Origin of the sequence: Thermovirga sp. (genome assembly GCA_012523215.1) — a bacterium.
Taxonomy (GTDB): domain Bacteria; phylum Synergistota; class Synergistia; order Synergistales; family Thermovirgaceae; genus 58-81.
In genome coordinates, this window is record JAAYIZ010000105.1 from 1 (window position 1) to 3867 (window position 3867).

5 protein-coding genes are annotated in these 3867 nt (G+C 61.6%); 2 read left to right on the top strand and 3 right to left on the bottom strand.

Annotated elements, in window-relative coordinates; translation table 11 throughout:
* Both GX108_02925 and GX108_02930 read right to left on the bottom strand, forming a co-directional pair.
* Positions 1-536 (bottom strand): carbamate kinase (locus tag GX108_02925; protein NLO55997.1); only part of this gene is annotated, 536 nt, incomplete at its 3' end.
* Between the two features lie 99 nt (positions 537-635).
* A complete protein-coding gene (locus tag GX108_02930; protein ID NLO55998.1) occupies positions 636-1346 on the bottom strand; it encodes a hypothetical protein in 711 nt (236 codons plus the stop codon).
* 81 nt (positions 1347-1427) lie between these two features.
* Here GX108_02930 and GX108_02935 point away from each other — a divergent pair, with 81 nt between their 5' ends.
* Positions 1428-2378, top strand: a complete 951-nt coding sequence (locus GX108_02935) for a hypothetical protein (protein ID NLO55999.1) — start codon at positions 1428-1430, stop codon at positions 2376-2378.
* An 18-nt stretch (positions 2379-2396) separates the two neighbouring features.
* Here GX108_02935 and GX108_02940 read toward each other — a convergent pair whose 3' ends face one another.
* Positions 2397-3083, bottom strand: coding sequence for a GntR family transcriptional regulator (locus GX108_02940; protein ID NLO56000.1), 687 nt, complete (start codon positions 3081-3083; stop codon positions 2397-2399).
* 177 nt (positions 3084-3260) lie between these two features.
* Between GX108_02940 and GX108_02945 the strand changes: the two genes are divergently transcribed.
* Positions 3261-3867, top strand: a 607-nt coding sequence (locus tag GX108_02945) for an aminotransferase class I/II-fold pyridoxal phosphate-dependent enzyme (protein NLO56001.1), incomplete at its 3' end; no start/stop codon positions are given.

Sequence of the window (3867 nt, forward strand, 5' to 3'; positions counted from 1 at the left end):
ATTTCCACGATCCTCTTGGGCTCCGGCGACGGGACCACCCTGCGCCAGCCGCGGCCCGCGTCTTCCCTCATGGTGAAGCCCCTTTCGTCGGCGATCGTCTTTGCCTCCTCCTGGGAATAAAAGGGACCTATGGGCTTCGTGGGGTTGCTGAAGGCCGGGTCCTCGGGGTCGACGACGACCTGGGTTACGAGGGTGACCACAGGTATGTCGCGGTTTCTATCCCTTAGGGCGTCCCCCAGGGCCTGCTGGATGTGATAGCCTATGTACCCCTGGCTCATGGCCCCGCAGACGTCGAAGGGCATGGCGGGGGTCTGCGGGTTTTCTCTGGAGGCTATCTCCTGGGAGAGGACTATCCTCCCCACCTGGGGTCCGTTGCCGTGGACGATGGCCATCTCGTAGCCCTTGCTGCTTATCTCCGCCAGAAATTCGGCGGTCTTCCTTACGACCTCTAGCTGCGCTTCGGCCGTAGGCGGCGCGCCCACCTCCTGGAGGGCGTTCCCTCCCAGAGCTACCACGACTCTGGATGGACGATCCATAGACCTCTCTCCTCACCAAGAAAGCGTTATTTCCGGGAAGGAGTTTAAGCCCTTCACCCGTTTGGGTTCAACCTTTTCCATTCAAAGGGAAAAGGTGGGTCAGAGCCCGCAACAGGGGTTGCCGGGCTCGATCAGCCAGGCCACCACGCTACCGCCGCAGTGACTTTCCAGGAGCCCGACCATCTCCTCCACCGCTTTTTTATGGGTCACCCCGTCCAGGGGCGGCAGAAAGTCCAGGTGCAGCGCCACGTGAGTGGTCAGGGCCGTGATCTTGCTGGGGTCGCCGTTCTTCCAGCACCACCCCCGGCAGAAGACCGTCCCCTTCACCGTGTCATGGAGGATGATCTCCCCCGGGTCGGGGTTCTCCATCGTCCCGGGGTCGCCCAGCTGGGCGAAGGGTTCATCGCCCCTCGCCGGTCCCAGCCGGAGGTCCCCCGCCAGCCCCGACAGGTCGTCGCCGCCGCAGGGGATGCGGTACTTCAGGCTTATGATGTTCATGATCGCCACGATCCTGTTTATGAAGGGCAGGTCCTTGCCGGAGCGCGTCCGCCTGATGAGGTTGGCTATCGACGGCGGGAACTTGTTGGGGTTGAGCCCCATCTCCCTGAAGATGGAGCGCCAGGACGCGATCAGGGGGTATTCCTTGTAGTCCTCGAGGGCGGGGTCGCCCCTGACGCCCGCCTCGGCCTCCCTGAGCAGGGCGAGCAGGGCGGGGTCGTCCCCGGCATTGTTCAGACCCTTCCCGACCACGGTGTACCGGCGGTATTCCGGCCACTTCTCGAAAACCTCGGGCGCAATGCAAAATCGCAAGGGGTACATCTCCTTTCAGGCACGGCTATTCGTCCAGGTACGCCCTTTATAATAACAGTACTTCCAAAGGGAGGCGAAAAAATGAAAGAGGATCTACCCGCCGGGCAAAGAAAGGCCCTCTTATTCTTTTGTGTCGGCAAAGGTTATGATCACGTCTCGAGGTTGGCCTTCGACAGGGTAATGGAGCTGTACCATCCCGCGGAACTCGGGGTGACCGTCGACGGGTATCCCGTCCTGGAGCATGTCGATGACCAGGGCGACCGTTTCTTCTTCATGCGCCAAGAGACTCTTGTCAGTTACGACTTCCGAAGGTATTTGCCCATCCTGAAGGAATACTTTCGCGACATTGACGTCGCTGCCGAGGTGAACTGGCACGAGGGAGCCAACGCTCCCGACCGGGTCCTGACGGTCCACACCGTGGGCGACGTGAACGCCGGTGTCTTTCCTCCCGCCGATCCGGGTTACATGAGGAACATCCTCCACGCCCTGGAAGAGGAGCGGGCCCGGGCGGGGCTCGAAGACTTCAGCGTGGTGACCGAGGCCACCCACTGGACGGGGACTTTCAAGGGACAGGACCCGCGACTGCTGGGCGAGTTTCCTGTCCGCATGCTCGACATCGAGGTGGGAAGCACTCCCGTCAGCTGGCAGGATCCCCGCGCCGTGGAGGTGATGATGAAGAGCCTGGTGAAACCCTTTTCGAATTTTGAACGCCTTTACAAGATCCTCTGCGTGGGTGGCGTCCACTTCGAGAGTTCCTTCTCCGACGCGGCCCTGGGCGATTTTCCCTTTGGGATATCCCACATCCTCCCCAACCAGTGGATCGTCACCGGGGACTACGCGTCCGAAGAGGGTTACGAAAAACTGCACTCGGCCGCCTCGAGCATCAGGGGAGACATCGATGCCGTGGTCTACCACGAAGGAATAAAGGCCGCTTTCCGCGACCAGTGCCGGAGGCTCGGCGGTGAACTGGACGTGCCCGTCTTAAAGCATAAAGCGCTCCGCCGGCCCGAAACGATCGACTTCGCCCCTTGAGCGGGGCCTTCACCGGTCCTATCCCTTTTTCCCCGCCTGTTCGGCCCTCATCCAGGACTGGAGATCGCTGGAGGTGTAAGCCAAGTGGTGGGCCAAGGCGGCCACGGATCCTTCGAGGTCGCCGACCGTCACCGCCGCCAGGATCCCGCGGTGCTGCTGCTGCGATTCGTTTCTCATCGAGTCAAGGTGGTTCCTGATGGTTCGGTCCGTCTTCTGCCTGAGCCGGGACACCATGTCGAGGGTAAGCGGCCGGTCGGCCGGCTCGTAGAAAAGGGTGTGGAAGAGGAAGTTCTGGTCGCGCCAGCGGATGCAGTCCTCCTCCTTCTCCATCCGGCTCAGGACTTCGTCGGCATCCTGGATTATCTTGCGGGTTATGCCGGGGAAGGCAATCCTCATCAGGCCGGTCTCGAGGGCGGCGACCATCTCGTAGAGTTCCCGGGCCTCCTCCAGGGAGAGTTCCGTGACGAAGGCCCCTCGGTACCCTCGGAACTCCACGAGCCCCTCCGTCTCGAGCAGCCTCAGCGCCTCCCTCAGCGGGATGGGGCTCACGCCCAGGCTTTGGGCTATCCGGGCCTGGTGAAGCGGCCCTCCCTCCTCGAGCACTCCTCTGTAGATGGCGTCCCGCAGCACCGCCGCTATGTGATGGGGTGCGCTGGCGTCGCCGCTCATCCTTCCGGCCAGTTCCTCAAGAATTCTGTCATTCATAGCTGGAAACCTCCCCACTCCCCTCGGGGGACTTTATAAATATTATATTATCCAGCACCGGGATTATAGGAATCCCCTAGTAAACTATACTTCGTTGACATCTCTGCGGGGGGAAAATCATACTGGGTGCGGCGAAAATCAAATCTGAAAGCGGGAGTGATAGCCGTGGCAGTACCCATGAAGTTCCTCACCGAAGAGCTGGAGGCCATGAAGCGCGACGGCCTCTATGGGACGATCCGGACGATAGACAGCCCCCAGGGGGCGTGGGTCGGCATCGCCGGCAAGGATTACCTCAACCTCTGCTCCAACAACTACCTGGGGCTCTGCAACGATCCCAGGGTGGTCGGCAGGGTCAAGGAGTATGTCGACCGGTGGGGCGTAGGGCCCGGGGCAGTGAGGACCATCGCCGGGACCATGACGCCCCACGTTGAGCTCGAGAGGCGCCTGGCCGAGTTCAAAGGGGCCGAGGCGGCCCTCGTCCTCCAGTCGGGATTCTGCGCCAACCTGGCCGTCATACCCACCCTCGTCCCGGCGGCGGAGGACACCATCTATAGCGACTCATTGAACCACGCCTCCATTATCGACGCCTGCCGCCTAACCAAGGCCAGGGTGGTGCGGTATGAGCACTCCAACCTCCAAGACCTCGAGGCCCAACTCGAGGAGCATAGGGGCAACCCAGGCAAGCACCTCCTCGTCACCGACGGGGTCTTCTCCATGGACGGAGACATCGCGAAACTGCCGGAGATAGTGGAACTTTGCGAAAAGTACGGCGTCATCGTGGTCG